This window comes from Nostoc sp. CmiVER01, from assembly GCF_034531135.2.
In the GTDB taxonomy this organism is placed as follows: domain Bacteria; phylum Cyanobacteriota; class Cyanobacteriia; order Cyanobacteriales; family Nostocaceae; genus Nostoc.
Window position 1 is genome coordinate 182,133 of sequence record NZ_JAVRBU020000017.1, and the last position, 19,752, is coordinate 201,884.

A 19,752-nucleotide genomic window follows, 5' to 3' on the forward strand; every position below is an offset into this window, starting at 1 on the left:
GTTGTTCTAATTGCTACTATAAATTTCAAATAAATTGTGCTAATTTACTCTACCTATATTTAGTTTTTAAAGATTGTTTAAACATAATGCTTATTGGCATTTTTCTAACTGTCAAAGCATAACAATCACTGATTGTAACTCGGTTATTCATTAAGAGGTTTCCCAATCATGGCTCTCATTCAAAAATCCAAAATGATTTCATTACTGAAACAGTATAAACGCGCCTTAGCTTGGTTTATATCCGGTCTGGTTATGGCAGCTTTGTTGTTCTTGGGAACATCAAATCAACAACCAGCAACCGCCTTTGAGCAAAGTCAAGCCACAGCCTATACTCAGCCAAATGTGACTGCTACAGACTTAGACTTTGGTGCTACTCATCTAGAACCAAATTTTTATCAGTATTAACAGCTAAAACTTACTCAATTAACTTTAAGGCACACTGCAATGATTTCATTTTTGCAAAAGTACAAGCGATTTCTAGCCCTTACGATGGTTGGCTTGCTTTGTACCGTTCTATTGGTAGTTGGTAATTCTGTTTTTCAGCCCACTATGGCGGCTGGTAATGGAGTTAACGTCATTATCATGATTGGCGATGGTATGGGTTGGAATATGGCACGGGCCGCAGCCGTTGCCAAAGGCGCTCCTTTTTACACCAGTGGTAAAGGCTCAGGTCTGAGCTTCCAAAAGCTCAGTGGATATGGATTGGTGACTACTTACGGCACAACTATTCAGGGAAATACACCAGCCAATCCAACAGACCAGCCCCATCTAACAAGTAACTCTGCTCTGGATGGGTCTAATACAGTCACTGCTGCAAGTCCTCTTCGCTCCAACTTCTCATTCAAGCCTACTCCTTTTAACCCTGGCAATCGATCTGATGGCAATAGCCTAGAGGATGGTAATCTGGCGGGTTATGACATCAGCAAGGGCGGCCCTGTTCCTTGGGTTCCTTTGACCCCTGCTAATTCTGGTAGTTATGACAAAGATTACATCAAGTACAGTTATCCCGACTCTGCTAACACAGCTACAACTCTGTATACGGGAGTAAAGAGCTTCAACAACGCGATGGGGGTTGACATTTACGAGAAGAAGTTGAAAACCATCCTAGAAATTGCCAAAGAAAAAGGTAAGTCTACAGGCTTGGTAACTTCCGTACCTGTTAGTCATGCAACGCCTGGTGCTGCGGCTTCTTTCGTAAATCGTCGTAGTAAGTACGATAGTGTTTACGACCCCAGCAAAACCAACCAAGACAGCATTTTGCAACAGACATTGCTAAACTTTAAACCCAATATTTTGTTGGGTGGCGGTCATCCCAAAGATTTTGAAAATAAAGAAAGTACAAGTACAGCAGAAGGCGTCTTTAAGTACACGTACATTACCGAAGACACCTACCAGCATCTGAAGAATAATCCTACGTCCAATCGTTACGGCTATACCTTTTTGGAACGTGGCCCTAATGCAGCTAAGACACTGCTAAACACGGCTGCTAAAATCGACCCCAACAAGGGAGGCAGATTATTTGGTCTGTATGGTGCGCGTGGACAAAATGGCAACATTCCTGTTAGTTCCTCTAAGGGAGACTATAGTTTGACAGGTTTGGACAACTTCTCTCTGTATACCTCTGTTGTCAAGCCTGGAACGCCGGATACCTGTCCATCAGGTCAGATAATAACTGGTACTGCTGGGGATTGTGTTCCTGTTATTGATGCAGCTGGTAATCCCATCGCTCCTAATGCTCCTGCACCCGATACTGTTCGTCCTCTGGCTCCTGGTGAAACTGATGCCAGCTTTATCGCTAGAGAAATTAATGAAAATCCAACTTTAGCTGATTTGACCAAAGCAGCTTTAACCGTTTTAGGTAAAGACAAAGATGGCTTCTGGTTGATGGTTGAGGGAGGCGATATCGACTGGGCTGCTCATGACAACAACATGGATAACCTCATCGGAACCATGAATGATTTTGATAAAGCAGTCCAGCAAGTTATTAGTTGGGTAGAGAATCATGGTGGTTGGAGCAAGAACTTGCTATTGGTTACTGCTGACCATGACCATTACCTGACTCTGAATAATGACTTTGCTTCTAAATTGACTCCCAATCCTAACCCAAATCAGGCTAAAGGCTTGAAGTATAACGCCAAGGACATCACCTTCGTTAAGCATAATCCTACTGATGCTGGTCACTTCTGGGGGTCTGATCCAAATTACAAATATCTCTGGGGTAGCCATAGCCGTCGCGTTGTACCTGTTTACTACCAGGGTGCTTACGCATCAACTCTGACGCGATCGCTAGGACAAGGCTTCCAGATTACAGATAGCTCTGGTACTTACAATGTGCCTGGTGTTCGGGGCGTGGTTGACCAAAGTCATATCTTCCAAGCCATGAAAACTGCGATCGTAAGTCCGTAAATTGAATACGCTGCTTCAGTAAGATATTAACTGAAAAGCTTTCTTTTGCAGAGACGTGTATTACCACGTCTCTGTCTCAAAAAACTATTGCGGTATTATTGCACCTGTTCTTTTATCAAGGGAAAAAATGACTGATTCTATCTTCAAGAAGTTAGCAGCTGCAACAGTAGGAACTGCTTTGATTTTTTCGTTAGGGGAAACTATCCCTGCTCAAGCAGCCGTAACTTATAATTTTTTTAACGATGATAAAACTCTCACAGGCACTTTTTCATTCGACCAAGCAGCAGCAGGCGATCAAGAAGTAACGATCGCAGAAGGTTTAAAGATTTCTGCTAGCTATGGTGGTCAGTCATACACTGAAGCGGATGATCCTTTAGCGTCAGTTTTTACCGACAAAACGGGAAAAATTTTTAATAAAGCGGGAGTAGGGTTGTATTTTACACCTAGCGCTTTTAATGTCTACCGCGAAAATTTTATCAATCTGAACGATTCAACTAGCACGGGTGTTCAGACCGTCACTTATACCAGTGTTCCAGAGCCAAGTTTAATGCTTGGATTGTCTGTATTTGGGTTGAGTTTGTTCTTGAGTAAAAAGATAGCATCTTCTAAAACATCAAGCACAAAAGCTTAAATCAAATTATCAAGAATAATGGGGTAGGATTATCTACCCCGGAAATTTTTAAAATTTAGGACTTACGCACACTCTACGAATTCTCGGCGCTCTTGGCGTCTTGGCGGTTCGAGAAATTAAGCTTTTTAGCAATTTTTGTGTAAGTCCTAAAATTATAAAATCTCAAAGCTCAGATTCCCAATTTTTCTAAAAAGTTAGGGAATTTTGTTATTTACACAATAATTTAGAATTGCTACATCGTTTTATTAGCATCAGATAGAGTTAACGGTAATGTCTGGGTTTGCAGTTAATTAACCTATCAGTTCTTGCATGAATAAAATATACATCGATTGTTTAGATATAATAATGACTCATTGTTTGTTTTCCTAACTGGAGAAATTAATGGGTCGCGCCAAAAAGGTTGTCCTGGCATATTCTGGTGGAGTAGATACCTCCGTTTGTATCCCTTACCTCAAACAGGAGTGGGGTGTAGAAGAGGTGATTACCTTAGCAGCAGATTTAGGTCAGGGAGATGAATTAGAGCCAGTTCGAGAAAAAGCTCTGAAATCGGGTGCAAGTGAATCCCTCGTGGCGGATGTCAAAGACAGCTTCGTTAAAGATTACGCCTTTGGAGCGATTCAAGCCAACGCCCTTTATGAAAGCCGTTATCCTCTCGGAACTGCCCTTGCTCGTCCACTGATTGCCAAGGTATTAGTAGAAACGGCTGAAAAATATGGTGCTGATGCGATCGCTCACGGTTGCACTGGCAAAGGTAACGATCAGGTTCGCTTTGATGTCTCAGTTACTGCCTTAAACCCCAACCTAAAAATCCTCGCACCAGCCAGAGAATGGGGCATGAGCCGTGAGGAAACCATCGCTTATGGTGAAAAGTTTGGTATCCCCTCACCAGTCAAAAAATCCTCTCCCTACAGCATTGATAAAAATTTGCTCGGTCGTAGTATTGAAGCTGGTTTACTCGAAGATCCGTCATTTGAGCCACCAGAAGAAATTTATGAAATGACCAAAGCGATCGTGGATACTCCCAACGAGCCAGAGTACATCGAAATTGGCTTCCACAGTGGTATTCCGACAACCCTCAACGCTATAGCCAAAAAGCCAGTTGAACTAATTGAAGAACTCAATCAGGCGGTAGGAAATCACGGTATCGGACGGATCGACATGATCGAAAACCGTCTGGTAGGGATTAAATCGCGGGAAATCTACGAATCACCCGCAATGTTAGTGCTAATTCAGGCGCATAGAGATTTAGAAAGCTTAACTTTGACGGCAGATGTCACCCATTACAAGCGTGGGATTGAAGAAACTTACAGCCAAATTGTTTACAACGGTTTGTGGTACAGTCCACTCAAAGTTGCCCTAGATGCCTTTATTAAAAAGACACAAGAGCAAGTCTCTGGAACTGTTCGAGTGAAGCTGTTTAAAGGCAACTCTACGATAGTTGGGCGTTCGAGTGATAATTCTCTCTATACTCCCGATTTAGCAACCTACGGAGCCGAAGACCAATTTGATCATAAAGCTGCTGAAGGCTTTATCTACGTTTGGGGGCTACCTACTCGCATTTGGTCACAGAAAATTAAAGGTTAAAAGTAGAGACGCGATTAATCGCGTCTCTACAGGAATTAGGAGCGATTAATCGCGTCTGTACAGAAATTAGGAGTAGGGGCGCGATTAATTGCGTCTGTTAAAAAATCAAAATCCAAAAGTAAAAATTAAAAAAATAACTTTTTACTTTACTCCTAATTCCTAACTCCTAACTCTCACTTTTCACTACTCGCTTCTTTAACTTGGCGAGCCTCTAACCACAGAGGCACAATAATTAAGGCAGCGAGAATCAGTAAGGCTGCGATCGCAAATTGACCTACCCAAGCAACCAATTGCTCTAAGGAAACAATTCTGCCAGCAAAAAAAGCTAATGTCACCATCAAACTAGCCCAAGCAACTGCTCCTAAAAAGTTGTATAAAAAGAATTTCCCAAAGGGCATTTCAGCTATCCCAGCTAGTGGTGCAGCAAAAACTCGTAACAATGCCAAAAAACGTCCAAAAAATACTGCTTTAGCAGAATTTTGACTAAATTGCTCTTTAATGGTTAGCAGCCGCACTTCAGAAATCCGAAGTATGCTAGCAACTTTTACCAGAAAAGGCCAACCGCTAGCTCTACCAATCCAGTAGCCACAAGTGCCGCCAATTACAGCACCCATAATTGCATTACCGAGAACCAGCCAGAAATTTAGTTCATCGCTGCCAGCTAGAAACCCGCCTACTAAAGTCACGGTTTCGCCAGGAAGGGGAATGCCTAAATTTTCTAGCAAAATTCCCAAAAAAACTGCCCAATACCCGTAAGTGTGGGCGACTCCTTGGATATTTTCTAGTGAAATCAGCTCTAAAGACATCCCGCACCACCGTCTTTACAAATTTTTACTTTTATTATATCTTTGCTTGTTTATGCGCGGGGTGTCAATTAAAACCCCAGATAGACCCATTGAGCCATTAGTTTAATTCTGAATAATCCATAACTTAAAATCTATAGCAACTATTAATTTTTTGCTATTAACTATGCATTTTTTAGAGGGTGATACCACAATTTCATAATTTATTACAAACAAATTAAAATATTTATAAAAAATTTATAAATATCCAGTGAAATGATAAAAATCTTGTAAAAGATACGGTTGATACCGAAATTGTTAGGCGTTTATGCCTATATTGATAAAAGTTATCACAAATTATACGGCATGAATACTGAAATAATCTTTCTCAACTGCACGACTGTTATTTGCCCAAATACCACGGTAAAACAGTAATTTTGCTGGTGAAAGAGAAAAGGTATTAATGTCTTTTTTCAATTTTTTTCAAGTGTTCCAACTACCCTGTTAAATTCATGATTCTCACACAAGAACTTCAAGTTATTTTGTTTAAACCCCAAGCAAGCATAGATTTGGAAGGCGGTAAGACTTTGAGTGAACAAATGGCTAGAGTAGTACCCCAAGCTCATCAACTCTGGGTTATCGACTTAGCAGAAGTTAATTTCATGGACAGTTCTGGATTAGTGCCTTTAGTAAAAGGGTTGAAAGCTGCACGTCAGAGTGGTTGTCGCTTGGTTCTGTGCAACGTGCAAGCTCCTGTACGGTTAATTTTGGAACTTACCCAACTAGATTCAGTGTTTGAAATTTTTCCCACTTACGAAGACATTTTTACCACCGTTAAAGATAAAAGTCTGGTGCTAGCAGCCTAAGTAATAAATCTACCTATAGATGGATGATGGAGTCAAGCAATATTTGCATTTTTTTATATTCTTAAAGAGAACAGTCTGGTGCTAGCAGACTAATTTTCTTTTTTTCTAGAGAAGAATGTTGAGCGAAACTCATGGCTTTGACGTAGGTAATATTAATAAGCAGATGAATAAACCTGCTTGTTGGAAGCCATCTATTAAATTGATGGATAGGCAAGTTTGTAGTGAGTTAACGTGGTCATCTCTTAAAAAGAGAGCATAGGGCCTTCTCTGCGAGAGGCTTTCGCAAACGCGAAGCGTCTTGTAGAGAAGTGGTTTCCCCCATAAGCGACTAACTTTCCCGTTAAGTTAAGAAAGGTTATCTTATCAGCTTTTGTGTTATTTATAACTCCATAGTTCTTATTTATTGTAAATCAAAGGGTTTAAGAACCCTACATTTACATATAGCATCCGCTTCAGTCAGGGTTTAAATCTCCGTCTGAAATGTCTTTAATTTTGAATTTTGAATTGTTAATGCCTTGGTGTACTAATTGGATATATCCAAGATAGTTTTTCCTGGCAATTTTTTACCTGTTCGCTTCCAGTATGATGATAAATTTAGGCGTTTTGGGGAGTTGAAATGTTGGTTTCTTCGGATACTGGACGGGGAAAATTTGGCAAATCAATGCCACTGTGACTAGCATTGCGAGTTTTGAGTGCTAAACGGTAACTCACACTTTGCAATTCTGCTTGTAGTTGGCGGTTTTCCCGTTGTAGCATTGCTACCTTTTCTCTCACTGGCGTCATTCGTTCTTCAAACTTCCGCCGATAAATTTGAGGTAACTCTTGCACTACCTGCTCCAACATCCGAGTGCGATCGGTGAGTTCTTGAACTGACTGTCGCAATTGGTAAATTTCGGAGTCACGAGTTGTAATTTGCTCTTGGTAGAACGCCACCTGCTGCTCTACAGCTTGGAGTTGTTCTTGCAAAGCCTGTAATTGGGTCGTATCGCGCTCAAGATCCGGCTGCTGGGGCATAAAACTAGTGTTACCCTTTACCAGCCGGAAGAGTTCTTGAGATAGTTGTTGTACTAAGGAATCACGAAGTTGCAACTCTTGGCGTAGTTGCGATACTTCCGTAGAGAGAACTTGAATATTGGGTGTATCAGATTGGCTCACAGTAGCTTACAGCTCCCATTCAGAATCTTGTCCACTCTTAGGTATAACTGCGGGAGTACTACCTTTGGCAAGTATTTGTTAATGTAGCATTCCCAAGCAAGCATGAAAAAAGAAAAAACAAAATTTTATTGAATGGGATTGGGCATTGGGCATGGGGCATGGAGGATTAATTATTTCTTCCTCGTATCCCTATCCCCTATTCCCTATTCCCTATCCTTTACACTGTTGCAGGCGCAGCTACTTTAGTGGGTCTTTCTTTTTCCTCTTTAGGAGGTTTTTCCTCTTCGGCTTCCTGCTTGACTGTCAAATAGCGAATCACTTCTTCACTTAAACGCATGGCGCGTTCAAAGGGGGCGATCGCAGTTGCAGGTGCAGTGTAATTTAACTGGATGTAGATGCCATCGCGGTGTTTTTTGATTTCATAAGCAAGACGACGCTTACCACGATTTTGAATTTGGATATCCTCGGCGCCTTGGTCGCGAAGCAAGTTCTGATATTTAGTCACTGCTTGCTCTACCTGTTCGTCTCCCAGGTCAGGGCGGAGAATGTACATTGTTTCGTAACTAGTAGTCATATTTTTCAGTCTCCTTATGGACAGAAAGGGCTGCTGGTGCTAATTTATACCTATTCTAATTCAAAATGTCGGTATTAATCAACATCTGAAGCAACAAGGAACTATAATCTTACCAGTTTTAAATTTGAATCATTAGCCAAATCGCCGAAATTTAAATTTTTTGGATGTCCTTAATGAAAAATAGGTCGCTTCCCGACCCCCAGATTTCTTTAGCTTATTCCAAAATAATCTCTCACTTAACCGCAACGTATTGGGACATATCTTATAGCGAGCGATCGCTTTCAGGCTCAAAGCTCAATCGGTTCGCCAAAAAGCTAACTGATGATTGCTACCCGCTCACAGCAACAAAAAAGCAGATAAAAGGATATTCATTAAGGTTATGGCGCAACGCTATGTGCGAATTCAAAATCAAGAAGGACAGGTTTACTATGGGTTACTACAAGTATCCCTGAATGTGCAGGTGCTAGATGCTCCGCCTTGGTTACAAGGACAACCCACTGATTTAACTTTGACACCAGAAAATTACGAAATTTTGGCTCCCTGCGCTCCCTCAAAAATTGTGGCAGTGGGTAAAAATTATGCAGATCATGCAGCAGAAATGGGAACTCCAGTCCCTTCTGAGCCACTAATTTTTCTCAAGCCACCCACGTCGATTATTCCATCTGAGAAAGAAATTAAGTATCCTCGCCAGTCACAAAGAGTTGACTACGAAGGAGAGTTAGCATTAGTAATTGGCGATTACGCCTTTGAATGTACACCAGAGGTAGCCCAAACGAAAATTTGGGGCTATACCATCGCCAATGACGTAACAGCGCGAGATTTACAAAAACGGGATGGTCAATGGACGCGAGCCAAAGGTTTTGATACTTTCTGTCCCTTGGGGCCTTGGATCGTGCGGGAATTAAATCCAGGAGCGAGATTGCAGACTTTTGTGAATGACAACGCCAATCCAGTCCAATCTGTCTGTATCGATCAGATGGTGTTTTCTCCCGATGTTCTAGTTTCTTATATCAGTCAGGTTATGACGCTACTACCTGGTGATTTGGTGCTTACAGGTACGCCGGAGGGTGTAAGTCCATTGCATCCAGGCGATCGCGTCCGCGTCGAAATTGAAGGTATTGGTCGCCTGGAAAACACCGTAGCGCCCCGTTAATTTCTAACGCACCTGCATATATACTGCATCAGAAATCGCCGGAATTTCTGCATAACGTCCCAGTAGAGACTGGACGGCAGAATATGCAACTGCTGCTACAACGCCTAGAAAGATGGTGTTAGCTACTGTTTCTATTGCAAAGCTAGTACCAGGAACCTCTGCTAAAACTCGCACCAGTATAGAACACAAAAATATAACTATGTCCAAAAGAATCGCCTGCATTGTGTTGAAACGAATGAAGTGATTGATTTTTTCGTTTCTCACCACTAATAGAAACAAGGCAAAGAACACAATTATTTGTCCAATTTGTCCTAAACTACCGTAAATTATTAAAACTGGTTGCAGTGGTAAAAGCAGAACTTGTAGTGCTGGAAACTGTTTAAATAAAAACCTGCCAAAGACTAAACCATCAACTAGGGGCAGCAAATAAGGCAAGCAAGCAAAAATTCGATCTGAAACTGTTGTAGACCCGCGCCAAGACATTATGCGTTCTCCTATGGTTAAATTTTAATAGTTACTTGAGTTTAGGATAACGCAGTTGCTTCGTCTTGCTGGCAAATTCATATTATTCTATATGGGCAATGCGAAAACCCATGACACACTCATACTGGTCTGGCTGCTGTTGAGTGAGTTTGCCAATTGCTTGACCACAACGCAGTTGACCCCCACGCCAACGGGGTTGACCGCTCCTGTCAGCGAGTAAACAAGACTGGCAAACTTGCTCAGGGGCAAGGATTTGCTCGTCCATTAAAATGACTAGCATCGAATCCCTCCTGTAAATCCTCATTGTCACCCACATTCTACTCAGGTGAGGATGCGCTTTGTAGAGGTTCAAAGAAACGCTGCTTTGTAGGTTAGGCGCGTGCTGCGCGGTTAAGTGTTGTGATTTGCGATCGCCCTTTGCGCTCACGGTAGGCGATCGCAGAGGACACTTAAAAGCCACATCCTAACTCTTTGTTGCAAAATGTGGGGAATCACAATTTAATAAAAATTGTCAAGTGAATCTTACTTTTATTGTATGTTGCGTCTATGGTAAATGGACATTTTGGTAAAAAATCATACAAAAAAAGTTGGCACTAAGTTGAAAATATACAGCCAACGATTTTATTGCATCTCTGTTAACTTAGCACTGGAGAGTGTCAAAATTAATATTGAGGAAACAACAAAAGCTTTACGCACAAACAATATGGCAATCCATTGAAATTCCCTTGATGCGACTAGTTAAAGTGCCAGAAGGCAAGTAAGTAAAACTGAGTTAACTAGATAGCGATTTAAGAGATGCATTTACAAAATACTGGGGTAAACTTGCAAGCAAGTTAATACACAATATAATTGAGCGGCTCGTCGGTCTGGGCATCACTCACAATGGAACATTGGCAATTTCTGATACAGAAACAAGGCGATCGCTCGTGGCATATCCTAGAATCGCCAAATTTGGAAATTTTGGAAGGGGAGTATAGAGTTTTGGCTCGTTCTAACCTTCCTAATACAGATGTTGAAGTGCGGGTAACTCATTCTTCAACCCAGGAAGTTCTACCAAAGCGGCGAATTTTCAAGCGATCGCGTCGCACTAATTCAGAAGGCTTAATGGCGCTAATTCCCTTTACCTACTTTGAACCAGGAGTTTGGGAGTTACGCTGTATGGGCGACTTGATGTCGGAACTCCTCGGTAAATCTTGGCAATACAGTATCCAACTTCAAGTATTGTGCCAAGGAGTAAAGGGGGAGCAGAGGAGGCAGAGGAGCCAGGGAGAGCAAGGGGAAAATGTAGAATTAAATTCATCCAATCACCCAGATGCTGTTTCTGAAAACTGGGAATTCACTTTTCCAACACAACCCGCAATTGCGCTAGATAAAGCGATCACTACAGAATCGGCAATTACTACAGACGACAACCCCGTTAGTATTGTTGTACCAGATAAAGAGAACTTAGAATACACTCCCCCAGAAGAACCCGAAATTAACTTAGATCAAGCGATCGCAGTCTTTGTAGAACTGCTAACTGCTACAGATGACAAGCCCGTTAGTATTGTTGTCCCAGATGAAGAGAACTTAGAATATACCCCCCCAGAAGAACCCGAAATTAATTTAGATCAAGCGATCGCTATAGACGAAAACCCCGTTAATATTGTTGTGCCAGATGAAGAGAACTTAGGATACATTGACCCAGAAGAACCCGAAATTAACTTAGATCAAGCGATCGCTACAGAACAGACGGTTACTACAGACAGCAACCCTAATACTACTGTTCTGCTAGATGAAACGAAAAAAGATATTGATGAGTCTGTGAATTCTGTGTGGCTCAAAGGTGAGACGGCAGAGCAGATTTTACAAAATTTAATAGATTTAGCTTTACCCAATTCTGAAGCCTTGCTCGATGATGAAAAGGTTACAGATTCTCCAGCAACACAGCCACCGCCTCCATTACTGCTAACTTTAGCTCAGGATACTTACATTACTCGTTGGGGACAACCTCTTACAATCAATGGGCGCGTAGAACTCAAAGAAAAGATAAATCTAGATCAGGCTGAAACATTATTCTCAAAAAGCTTGCAGGCGCTTGAACTAGAAATTGAACTGCGATCGCCCAAAAACTCAAAAATTTTGACTCAGGTACGGCAACCCTTACCAGATCAGGAGTTGCCCTTCACCATCAATACATCAATTGATATTCCTGCTGACTTTGAATCGAAGTTAATTTTGGCAGATATCACTTTGTATGGTCGATTCTCCGATGTTGGTGAAGTCATCAGGTTAGCCAGCCAGTCCTTCACTATTACAGCAGATGTAACAGAATTACTGGCAATCACAGCCGCAGCAACACCTAGTACATCTTTAAATGACCCCATAGCACCATCGGACTCGTCTGCTGCTGTCATGGAGCCAGAGGCCGCTGTGAGGATAGATTTAAAACTATTCAATCTGGTCAAGATTCCAAAAATAGACCAGTCTCAGATATTCAATCCATCCCCAAATACAACTTTACCACCGCAAATTAACTTACAAGTTCTGCGAGAAGCCATCCAGCGAACATCTAACTTAAACAATTCAGGCACTTCGCCTCAATTGCCGAAACTGCCCCCTATTCAAACCCATGCCAACACTCCCACAGATTTCGTTGCAGAACCCTCTACAGAAGAGGAACTTCTGAAAAAGGATACTACTATGGTTGCCATTAACTTGGAGCAGTTGATTATCAAGCAACGTCGAATGCCAATACTCGATACTACTTTGCCGTACTTGAAACGGCTACAAACTTTGCCAGATGATACAGAAGAAGTAAAAAATGTTCCAGCAGATGAAGACTTACCGCAGTTGGATACAACTGTAGCTGAGGAAAATACACCGGAATTAGTAGTAGATAATGCCCAATTTCAAGAAGAATCTGTTGCTGAAACAGAAGCCCAGCCAAATGAACAATTTCAAGAAGAGTCTGTTGCTGAGGTAGAAGAAGCCCAGCCAAATGCACAATTCATTACAACAGGCAACCTTTACTCATCTCCCCTGCTCAGAAAGTGGATGCACAGCCAAGGACACTCTTTGCCTGAATCCATCGATGAACTGGAACCTGAAGATCGCGATCGCTATGTTCTAACCCAGCAGACCCAGCTTTCTCTTAATGCTGAAACTCCCAATGTTGATGTCAACTTGCCGTTAAACGTGGATGCTGACACAGAGACATCGGAAGAAGTTCAAGAGTCGGTTTATGAACTTGCGAGCTTGGGGGAGGACGCAGACACAGTAAAGGAAGCTGATATAAAAACAGGGGAAGATACGCTAGTAGAAGTATCCGAACCAACAGTCTCAATGGTGGTAACACAACTACCGCCTCCCCCTCCTCCAATAAAAATGAATATAGCGTCAGCTTGGTTGGCGCAAGAAATCGTTGTCGATGATACATATAGTGAACATAATGAACTGGAAGCCAATGGGACGAAGAATGAATTTTTTGAAGAAGAGAAGCAACCATTATTAGGTTTATCCTCTTCCTCACCCATAACTGCGGCAGCCATTGAGCCTTTGCCAATTCCAGAACTGCATGTACCAGATGGCGAACTAATCGCTGGCAAATTTATCATAGTGCGCGTAGTCCTGCCTGAAGTACGTCCCCAAGTTGTTGTCAAGTTATGGCTTGAAGATTATCAAACTCGCTGGTTACTAGAGGGGCCCCATTTACTGACAAATTTGCTACCTAACGCCTTGGGAGGATTGGAAGTGATAACGCAATTAAATATTCCCTTTGGGTGTTTGGAAATTCGCTTAGAAGCGATCGCACTCAATCTGACAACTCAACAGGAGAGTCACAAAGTCACAATAGTGCGAACTGTAATTCCTCCAGACTTGCCAAACTTGCAGCTAGATGAACTCCTAGATATGTAACTCAGGGAATTGAGAATTGGGCATTGGGCGTTACGAGTGCTGAGTTAGGAGTTTTGTTTATCTCCTTGTCCCCTTGTCTCCCTCATCTCCCAATATCCCCTGTGTTAAAAATATGAAAGAATTTCAAAAATTTGGCAGAATTTGCAGTAAGCTCATTTTGAATTGTAGTGTGATTTCATAGGAACTTTTACTATGGCAGCTTCTTTTTTGCCTTCTATCTTGGCTAGTACTTCGTACTTGTCTTCTATCTTCGTTCCCATAATTGGTTGGGTTTTGCCAAGTGTAGTCTTCGCGTCTCTGCTTTTATACATTGAAAGCGACGATATCAGTGATATTAACTGATACTGTTGTAGTCATTAATCATTTGTTTTGTACAAATGACTAGTGACCAAAATTAATACCGCCTATCTCATGGAGACAGGCGGTTTTTTAACGTTGATTTCTCAACAAATGCTAGAAAATTCTAACTTATAGTGTTCGGTTCAAACTAACTGATGTTAAATCGAAGAACCGAGTCCGGCGTAGGCACCATAAAAGAAAATGCCCAAGACTGTAATTATACCTAAACCTGCGATCGTAGCGACGACCCACAGGGGAATTCTCCCACTTCCAGACACAGCTTCTCTCCTCCCTTAACAACTAATCAACACAGGTTAAATAAACAAAGATTAACAACAGGACTTCTACTTAGTTGAAGAAGTAACTGGAAAACAGAATCCCCAGAACGAAAACTAGTAGTAGTCCCAGGTATAGCGAAGTCCGGTTTAGTTCAACCGGTTGATTATTGGGATTGGGCGATCTTTCTACCATGATTGCTCCTAACGTTGAATAAATTGCATTGCGGCGATCGCGCCTAAAAAGAATACAGTTGGTACACCTAAGGTGTGTACTGCCAGCCATCTAACGGTAAAAATTGGATAGGTAACTGGTTGATTGATGTTGTTTCCGCTAGTCATGTCAAACTACTTTCCAATAAATTCTTCAACTTGTTTTTTAGCTTCAAAACGGTTTTTCACAATGGGCACTTCCTGCCGTGCTGGTGTGAAATACTCGTTGGGGCGGGGTGTACCAAAGGCATCATAAGCCAGCCCGGTGCTGACAAATAGCCAACCAGCAATAAATAATGCCGGAATGGTGATGCTGTGAATTACCCAGTAACGAACGCTAGTAATAATGTCCGAAAACGGACGCTCTCCAGTGGTACCTGACATTTAGATCCCTATCCTATACATAGAGTGTTATTGAGTTTATTATCCTACAAAGTTAAGAAAGAGTTACAAGTTGCAAAGTTCTTCTCAGAAATTGTACGTTGGGCCTGGGGCATGGGGAAGAGGCAGAGGGGCAGGGAGAAGGGTGCAGAGGAGAGAGGAATTTTCCCTCCTTTCCCACTAAGCAGCTTCTGGGGAAGTTGTTTCAGGATTTGGCAGATATTTGAGCAAAACGCCGCGATCGCCAATTATAAATCCCCGTTCTGGCTCTAAGAACACAATTTTATACAAATTAGCAGCAACTTCTTCTACTGCACGGTCTTTTTCCCACGTTTTGCCACCATCGGGACTCCGTAGCAAATTACCGCTACCGCCACCTATCCAAATTTCATCGGGTGTGCGATATGCCAAATCCAGTAAACCCCAACTGGTGGATAACTCTGGATACTTTGCCTCTTGCCATGCTTCAGGTTTAGTTGGGTCACTAAATTGAATTTGACCTCCCCTAGCTAGTAACCACAATTGCCCATTATCAGCAAAACCCATGTTTTCTACCCGCCGAGAACTATTGCGATTATGGGGTACCCAAGCATCTTGTCCAGGTTCCCAAGTTGAGTAGAAACTACCTTTGGCGGAAACGGCAACATATTTGCCATCAGGAGAACGTTCTAAGTTACGCACCACACCGACTGCTGATTCAACTTGGGCTTTCCAGTTTTTGCCGCCGTCTGTGGTTTTATATATGGCTCCAACATCGGTAGCCATTTCAGCTGTATTGTCTGCTAGTGCCTTAACTGCGATCGGGCTACCTGGTAGCTTTTCACTCAGGGGAATACGCGACCAAGAAGCACCTTCATCAGTAGTGTGCAGCAACAGTCCAGGCTCTCCGGCAATCCAGCCTTCTTTTCCTGCAAAACTTACTGAGTCAAAACGATACTTCTGCTCATCCAGTTGCAGTGTTATTGGTTTCCAGGTATCACCACCGTCATTGGTTTCCAATAGGGTGGCATTGCTACCTACTAAGTAGCCATGCTCAGGGTTATTAGTAAAAGCAATATCCAGGAGATTCGAGTCTGTTGGCACAGAAATGACTTTCCAAGGGTTGTAACTAACAGAAGGAACTCTGCTACAACCTATACACATGAGGACTACTATCAACAAGGTAGCTATTCGTTGCCAACCTTTCACAATTGAATGCATTAGTATTTCTTAACTTGTTTCTAAATTTCTGTAGCTGTTCTCTAAAAGGTTTACTGATACTTTTTTGCTAACATTTGCTAACAAATACATAAGTTGAGCAGATAAATCTCAACTAAGGTGTATCAATCGATGCATAGAATCAAGTTCTATGCACTCTTACTTGTTTGCTTCTAGCGTGATTCTTGCTTTGAGAAGCAACATATTTGCGATTACTTGCTGTAACACCTCAGAGGCAACTTATCAGTATAGAGGTTGCTTGACGTTACAGATTCTCACCTGAATCTCTGATATTTTATCAGAGAATACACTGCTAATCAATGTAAATAAAAGTGAGCATTTTTAGCTTAATTAAAGGCTCTAGGGAACAAGTAAAACAGTATAGTTGTGTGACTATAATCACACAACCAATAATGAAAATCTCTTCCCTACTCACTATTCTTTGTTTCTGAGATAACGGCTGTTATTGTAAGCCGTAGAGACTGATAAAAAACAAGAAGCCAAGAGCCAAAGCACCAAAAATTAGAATATTCTTTTGGGTTGGCGTTAGGTTGTTGACACCCAAACCGTAACCGAGATTTTCTTTGAAGCCGGATGCAGTACCCGCAGGGCCGATATTGGCAAAAGCGGTTTTTTTAGCAGCACAAACTGGACAGCGCCAATTTATGGGCAGTTCTGCAAAGGATGTCCCTGAAGGAATATCATCCTTGTCGTCTCCCTTCTCAGGTTCGTAAACATAACCGCAGGCGCGACACTCGTAGCGGTCTAACACCGTAGTCTCAACAGCTGGTTCGCTCATGGCTAGGGCCTCGCAGAGGAGAAATCTGAAATATACGTTACAAATTATGACATAATTGTTTGGCTTTTCTATCACTATCAAAAGCTAATTAAATACTTGAAGTGTATCTGTTTCCCAGATTTCAGAAAAACCAAACAGATATAATGTAAAAGAAAGTTACGCAATTCAAGGGATTGGGCATTGGGCATTGGGTATTGGGCATTGGGTATCGAGCATTGGTTAAAAATCAATAGTTATTCTCCCCCTGCTTCCCCTGCTCCCTATCTCCCTACTCCCCACTCCCCACTCCCTACTTTAAATACTCCATAAGCGGTAGATACTCATTGTGTTTGTCCTCAGCGGTTACGAGTACCTTCTAGGCTTCTTCATAGTCTGTAGCCTAGTTCCTGCCTTAGCGCTCTCAGCTTCCAAGCTCCTACGACCCAGTGGTTACAGTCCAGAACGGCACACCACTTATGAATCTGGTATGGAACCCATCGGGGGAGCCTGGATTCAGTTCAACATTCGCTACTACATGTTTGCTCTGGTCTTCGTCGTCTTTGATGTGGAGACTGTTTTCTTGTATCCTTGGGCAGTGGCTTTCCACCGTTTAGGGCTATTAGCTTTTATTGAAGCGCTAGTCTTTATTGCAATTCTTGTAGTCGCTTTAGTTTACGCATGGCGTAAAGGAGCTTTGGAATGGTCTTGAATTCTAACTTAACAACTCAGGGTAAAGAACGAATCATCAACCCCATTGAGCGTACCAATGTCACTCAAGACCTTTCAGAAAACGTCATTTTGACTACGGTTGATGATCTCTACGACTGGGCGCGGCTTTCTAGTTTGTGGCCGTTGTTATTTGGTACTGCTTGCTGCTTTATTGAATTTGCAGCTTTAATTGGTTCCCGATTTGACTTTGACCGTTTTGGGCTGATTCCCCGTTCTAGCCCCCGCCAAGCCGATTTAATTATTACGGCAGGGACTATTACGATGAAGATGGCTCCCCAACTGGTGCGTCTTTATGAACAAATGCCAGAGCCGAAGTATGTAATTGCGATGGGTGCTTGCACAATTACTGGCGGTATGTTCAGCGTTGATTCGCCCACAGCAGTGCGCGGAGTCGATAAACTAATTCCTGTAGATGTGTATTTGCCTGGTTGTCCTCCCCGTCCCGAAGCAATTATTGACGCAATCATTAAGCTACGGAAGAAAATCTCTAATGAATCGATGCAAGAGCGGGATAAAATTAAGCAAACTCACCGCTACTACAGCACGACTCATAACCTGAAGCCAGTAGAGGAAATCTTAACTGGTAAGTATTTGCAGTCAGCAACTCGCTCTGCACCACCGAAGGAATTGACGGAAGCGATTGGTATGCCAATACCACCTGCACTGCTGACAGAAAAGGCGCAAAAGGAGGAACAAACCCGTGGCTGAAGAAGAATCTAAACCAGTACCAGCAGCGAAAGAAGAGGCATTGGTACAAGCGGGTAAAATTTCCCAGTGGTTGACGGAAAATGGCTTTGACCATGAGTTTTTAGCACCGGATAAGAATGGTGTAGAGATAATTAAGGTGGCGGCAGATTTCTTGCTTCCTACAGCTACAGCCCTTTATGCTTATGGGTTTAATTATCTCCAGTTTCAAGGCGGTGTTGACCTTGGGCCAGGACAGGAATTGGTAAGTGTATATCACTTGATTAAAGTCGGTGATAATAGCGATCGCCCCGAAGAAGTTCGAGTTAAAGTGTTCTTACCACGGGAAAATCCAAGAGTGCCTTCTGTGTACTGGATTTGGAAGACCGCAGATTGGCAAGAGCGCGAGTCTTACGATATGTACGGCATTATCTACGAAGGACACCCAAATCTCAAGCGGATTTTGATGCCGGAAGATTGGGTAGGTTGGCCTTTGCGGAAGGATTACATCTCGCCTGATTTTTACGAGTTGCAGGACGCTTATTAGATATTGCTGGATAGAGACGCGATGAATCGCGTCTGTACAATGTAGTGCTGGGTTTCGGCAGTGATTAACCCCTTTCCGGTGGCGGAGAGGGGTTATGTTTTTGGTGTTTCATGTCAAGTTGGTTGATAAAACTTGCTGGAATTCATTAACTGTATTTACAGTTTTAATTGCCTGTTGAATTGTTTTTAGTTTCTGCAAATCTGTAATTTGAGAGATTATCGGCATCAATTCTAAACCTTGATTGCCAAACTTAATTTCTAATGCTAATTCAATCCCTGAATATAATTCTTCCTTTCTTCCTCGCAGTTCTCCGCGTGCTTCTCCTCGTTCTTCCCCTTTGCTAAAAATTTCTTGATACCAAGGCGACTGCTCTAAAAGTGCCATATCCCACCTCAGAATTTGTTGAACTATTGCACTATCTAATACAAAGCTAGCAAAAAATATTACCCCCCTTAATCCCCCCTTATAAAGGGGAGAAACCGGAAAATCTAGTTCCCTCCCCTTTATAAGGGGAGGGTTAGGGTAGGGTAAATATTAGAGAAAGCGATCGCACCCAATCTGAGATAATTTGAGACTATGCGATCGCTAAAATGCTCAGTAAGATTTCCTAGTAATCGGAATCGCTATCTCTACCGTTGTATTTGTATTTGTGGGACAATTTAATCTAAATATTTAAAATAATATGTCAGAAATACCCCAAAACGACGGCATTTGGATTGTGACGGATGAAGTGCCGCAAATATCGATTCCTGATGGTGCTAAAGGCGGGAGTAATAATACACGAAGTTGGGGAGAGGAAACTATCAGGGATAATACTGGTAGCAAAGGGGTAGGAGATGCCGTTAAGGTTAGCGCTCAAACATTAGAGCAAAATATGACTCACTTTCTCAAACTCGTGGGAAGTTTGTTTAGTCAAGCTGAACAACAAGCAAAAGTCAACTCCCGGATGCAGCTAGATGAAATTGAACTGTCGGTAGAAATTAGTGCAGATGGGGAAGTTAAATTAATTGGCAGTGGTGTCAAAGCTGGGAGTAAAGGAGCGATTAAGCTGAAGTTCAAGCGCCAAGAACCAGGGTGA

24 protein-coding genes are annotated in these 19,752 nt (G+C 42.2%); 12 read left to right on the forward strand and 12 right to left on the reverse strand.

What is annotated here, in order from left to right:
• Positions 1–168: 168 nt before the first annotated feature.
• From RMZ43_RS27600 to RMZ43_RS27615, 4 genes are all read left to right on the forward strand, one after another.
• Complete coding sequence (locus RMZ43_RS27600; protein WP_322654265.1) at positions 169–405, forward strand: hypothetical protein; 237 nt, start codon at positions 169–171, stop codon at positions 403–405.
• 39 nt (positions 406–444) lie between these two features.
• Positions 445–2,406, forward strand: coding sequence for an alkaline phosphatase (locus RMZ43_RS27605; protein ID WP_322654264.1), 1,962 nt, complete (start codon positions 445–447; stop codon positions 2,404–2,406).
• Between the two features lie 127 nt (positions 2,407–2,533).
• On the forward strand, positions 2,534–3,037 hold the full coding sequence (locus tag RMZ43_RS27610) for a PEP-CTERM sorting domain-containing protein (RefSeq protein ID WP_322654263.1): 504 nt from the start codon (positions 2,534–2,536) through the stop codon (positions 3,035–3,037).
• Positions 3,038–3,418: 381 nt separating this feature from the next.
• Positions 3,419–4,621 (forward strand): argininosuccinate synthase, encoded by a 1,203-nt coding sequence (locus RMZ43_RS27615; RefSeq protein WP_322654262.1) that lies wholly within the window; start codon positions 3,419–3,421, stop codon positions 4,619–4,621.
• A 173-nt stretch (positions 4,622–4,794) separates the two neighbouring features.
• Here RMZ43_RS27615 and RMZ43_RS27620 read toward each other — a convergent pair whose 3' ends face one another.
• Positions 4,795–5,427: a DedA family protein gene (locus tag RMZ43_RS27620; RefSeq protein ID WP_322648660.1), complete on the reverse strand. Its 633-nt coding sequence runs from the start codon at positions 5,425–5,427 to the stop codon at positions 4,795–4,797.
• 488 nt (positions 5,428–5,915) lie between these two features.
• On the opposite strand from RMZ43_RS27620, the gene RMZ43_RS27625 reads away from it, so the two are divergent.
• Positions 5,916–6,269, forward strand: a complete 354-nt coding sequence (locus RMZ43_RS27625; protein ID WP_322654261.1) for an STAS domain-containing protein — start codon at positions 5,916–5,918, stop codon at positions 6,267–6,269.
• A gap of 594 nt (positions 6,270–6,863) precedes the next feature.
• On the opposite strand, the gene RMZ43_RS27630 is transcribed toward RMZ43_RS27625, so the two are convergent.
• Complete coding sequence (locus tag RMZ43_RS27630; protein ID WP_322648658.1) at positions 6,864–7,424, reverse strand: Npun_F5560 family protein; 561 nt, start codon at positions 7,422–7,424, stop codon at positions 6,864–6,866.
• 217 nt (positions 7,425–7,641) lie between these two features.
• Positions 7,642–7,998, reverse strand: coding sequence for a 30S ribosomal protein S6 (gene rpsF, locus RMZ43_RS27635; RefSeq protein WP_322654260.1), 357 nt, complete (start codon positions 7,996–7,998; stop codon positions 7,642–7,644).
• Positions 7,999–8,377: 379 nt separating this feature from the next.
• Between rpsF and RMZ43_RS27640 the strand changes: the two genes are divergently transcribed.
• Positions 8,378–9,151, forward strand: a complete 774-nt coding sequence (locus tag RMZ43_RS27640) for a fumarylacetoacetate hydrolase family protein (RefSeq protein ID WP_322654259.1) — start codon at positions 8,378–8,380, stop codon at positions 9,149–9,151.
• Positions 9,152–9,154: 3 nt separating this feature from the next.
• Here the strand turns inward: RMZ43_RS27640 and RMZ43_RS27645 are convergent, their stop codons facing one another.
• Complete coding sequence (locus tag RMZ43_RS27645) at positions 9,155–9,634, reverse strand: Tic20 family protein (protein ID WP_322648655.1); 480 nt, start codon at positions 9,632–9,634, stop codon at positions 9,155–9,157.
• Positions 9,635–9,716: 82 nt separating this feature from the next.
• Positions 9,717–9,914, reverse strand: a complete 198-nt coding sequence (locus RMZ43_RS27650; protein ID WP_322648808.1) for a hypothetical protein — start codon at positions 9,912–9,914, stop codon at positions 9,717–9,719.
• A gap of 602 nt (positions 9,915–10,516) precedes the next feature.
• Between RMZ43_RS27650 and RMZ43_RS27655 the strand changes: the two genes are divergently transcribed.
• Positions 10,517–13,531 (forward strand): hypothetical protein, encoded by a 3,015-nt coding sequence (locus tag RMZ43_RS27655; RefSeq protein ID WP_322654258.1) that lies wholly within the window; start codon positions 10,517–10,519, stop codon positions 13,529–13,531.
• A 192-nt stretch (positions 13,532–13,723) separates the two neighbouring features.
• Positions 13,724–13,873, forward strand: a complete 150-nt coding sequence (psaI, locus tag RMZ43_RS27660) for a photosystem I reaction center subunit VIII (RefSeq protein WP_322648653.1) — start codon at positions 13,724–13,726, stop codon at positions 13,871–13,873.
• Between the two features lie 155 nt (positions 13,874–14,028).
• Here the strand turns inward: psaI and RMZ43_RS27665 are convergent, their stop codons facing one another.
• The 6 genes from RMZ43_RS27665 to RMZ43_RS27690 form a co-directional block, all read right to left on the reverse strand.
• On the reverse strand, positions 14,029–14,148 hold the full coding sequence (locus RMZ43_RS27665) for a photosystem II reaction center protein J (RefSeq protein WP_012411803.1): 120 nt from the start codon (positions 14,146–14,148) through the stop codon (positions 14,029–14,031).
• 70 nt (positions 14,149–14,218) lie between these two features.
• Entirely contained in the window at positions 14,219–14,341 is a 123-nt protein-coding gene (locus tag RMZ43_RS27670; protein ID WP_012411802.1) for a photosystem II reaction center protein L, read from the reverse strand.
• 8 nt (positions 14,342–14,349) lie between these two features.
• Positions 14,350–14,487 carry a cytochrome b559 subunit beta gene (gene psbF, locus RMZ43_RS27675; RefSeq protein WP_015115279.1) on the reverse strand — a complete coding sequence of 46 codons (138 nt, stop codon included), beginning with the start codon at positions 14,485–14,487 and terminating at the stop codon, positions 14,350–14,352.
• A 6-nt stretch (positions 14,488–14,493) separates the two neighbouring features.
• Positions 14,494–14,742 (reverse strand): cytochrome b559 subunit alpha, encoded by a 249-nt coding sequence (gene psbE, locus RMZ43_RS27680; RefSeq protein WP_094348030.1) that lies wholly within the window; start codon positions 14,740–14,742, stop codon positions 14,494–14,496.
• Between the two features lie 177 nt (positions 14,743–14,919).
• On the reverse strand, positions 14,920–15,939 hold the full coding sequence (locus RMZ43_RS27685; protein ID WP_322648652.1) for a photosynthesis system II assembly factor Ycf48: 1,020 nt from the start codon (positions 15,937–15,939) through the stop codon (positions 14,920–14,922).
• A gap of 460 nt (positions 15,940–16,399) precedes the next feature.
• Positions 16,400–16,735 carry a rubredoxin gene (locus RMZ43_RS27690; RefSeq protein WP_322648651.1) on the reverse strand — a complete coding sequence of 112 codons (336 nt, stop codon included), beginning with the start codon at positions 16,733–16,735 and terminating at the stop codon, positions 16,400–16,402.
• 325 nt (positions 16,736–17,060) lie between these two features.
• On the opposite strand from RMZ43_RS27690, the gene ndhC reads away from it, so the two are divergent.
• The 3 genes from ndhC to RMZ43_RS27705 are packed head-to-tail and all read left to right on the forward strand — an operon-like array spanning position 17,061 to position 18,674.
• Positions 17,061–17,423 (forward strand): photosynthetic/respiratory NAD(P)H-quinone oxidoreductase subunit C, encoded by a 363-nt coding sequence (gene ndhC, locus RMZ43_RS27695; protein ID WP_100899269.1) that lies wholly within the window; start codon positions 17,061–17,063, stop codon positions 17,421–17,423.
• Positions 17,414–18,151: a photosynthetic/respiratory NAD(P)H-quinone oxidoreductase subunit K gene (gene ndhK, locus RMZ43_RS27700; protein ID WP_322648650.1), complete on the forward strand. Its 738-nt coding sequence runs from the start codon at positions 17,414–17,416 to the stop codon at positions 18,149–18,151. The genes ndhC and ndhK overlap by 10 nt, the downstream gene beginning before the upstream one ends.
• A complete protein-coding gene (locus RMZ43_RS27705; RefSeq protein ID WP_322648649.1) occupies positions 18,144–18,674 on the forward strand; it encodes an NAD(P)H-quinone oxidoreductase subunit J in 531 nt (176 codons plus the stop codon). Before ndhK ends, RMZ43_RS27705 begins: the two co-directional genes overlap by 8 nt.
• 108 nt (positions 18,675–18,782) lie before the next feature.
• Here RMZ43_RS27705 and RMZ43_RS27710 read toward each other — a convergent pair whose 3' ends face one another.
• A complete protein-coding gene (locus RMZ43_RS27710; RefSeq protein ID WP_322654257.1) occupies positions 18,783–19,058 on the reverse strand; it encodes a hypothetical protein in 276 nt (91 codons plus the stop codon).
• A gap of 298 nt (positions 19,059–19,356) precedes the next feature.
• On the opposite strand from RMZ43_RS27710, the gene RMZ43_RS27715 reads away from it, so the two are divergent.
• On the forward strand, positions 19,357–19,752 hold the full coding sequence (locus tag RMZ43_RS27715) for a Pepco domain-containing protein (protein WP_322648648.1): 396 nt from the start codon (positions 19,357–19,359) through the stop codon (positions 19,750–19,752).